1 protein-coding gene is annotated in these 455 nt (G+C 67.5%); it reads left to right on the top strand.

Features of this window, described 5'->3' with window-relative positions:
- The coding region (locus NS283_RS18235; protein WP_153003434.1) for an aldehyde dehydrogenase family protein at window positions 1-455 on the top strand (455 nt) is incomplete at both ends.

Below are 455 nucleotides of genomic sequence, written 5' to 3'. Positions count from 1 at the left end.
CGACGGGCGGCGGAGAACTTCCGCTTCTTCGCCGACCTGATCGTCGCCCAGACCGACGACGCCTTCAAGGTGCCGGGACGCCAGCTCAACTACGTAAACCGCAAGCCGATCGGTGTCGCCGGCCTCATCACGCCGTGGAACACGCCCTTCATGCTCGAGTCGTGGAAGCTCGGCCCCGCGCTCGCGACCGGCAACACCGTGGTGCTCAAGCCGGCCGAGTTCACCCCTCTCTCGGCATCCCTGTGGGCCGGGATCTTCGAGGAGGCAGGTCTCCCCGAGGGCGTGTTCAACCTCGTCAACGGCCTCGGCGAAGACGCCGGTGACGCGCTCGTGAAGCACCCCGAGGTGCCGCTCATCTCGTTCACCGGCGAGAGCAGCACCGGGTCGCTGATCTTCGCGAACTCGGCGCCTTTCCTGAAGGGCCTGTCGATGGAGCTGGGCGGCAAGAGCCCGGC

The organism is Microbacterium testaceum (assembly GCF_001476285.1).
Classification (GTDB): domain Bacteria; phylum Actinomycetota; class Actinomycetes; order Actinomycetales; family Microbacteriaceae; genus Microbacterium; species Microbacterium testaceum_B.
Note: the sequence above shows the minus strand (reverse complement) of the source record. Positions and strands in the feature narration are given on the sequence as shown.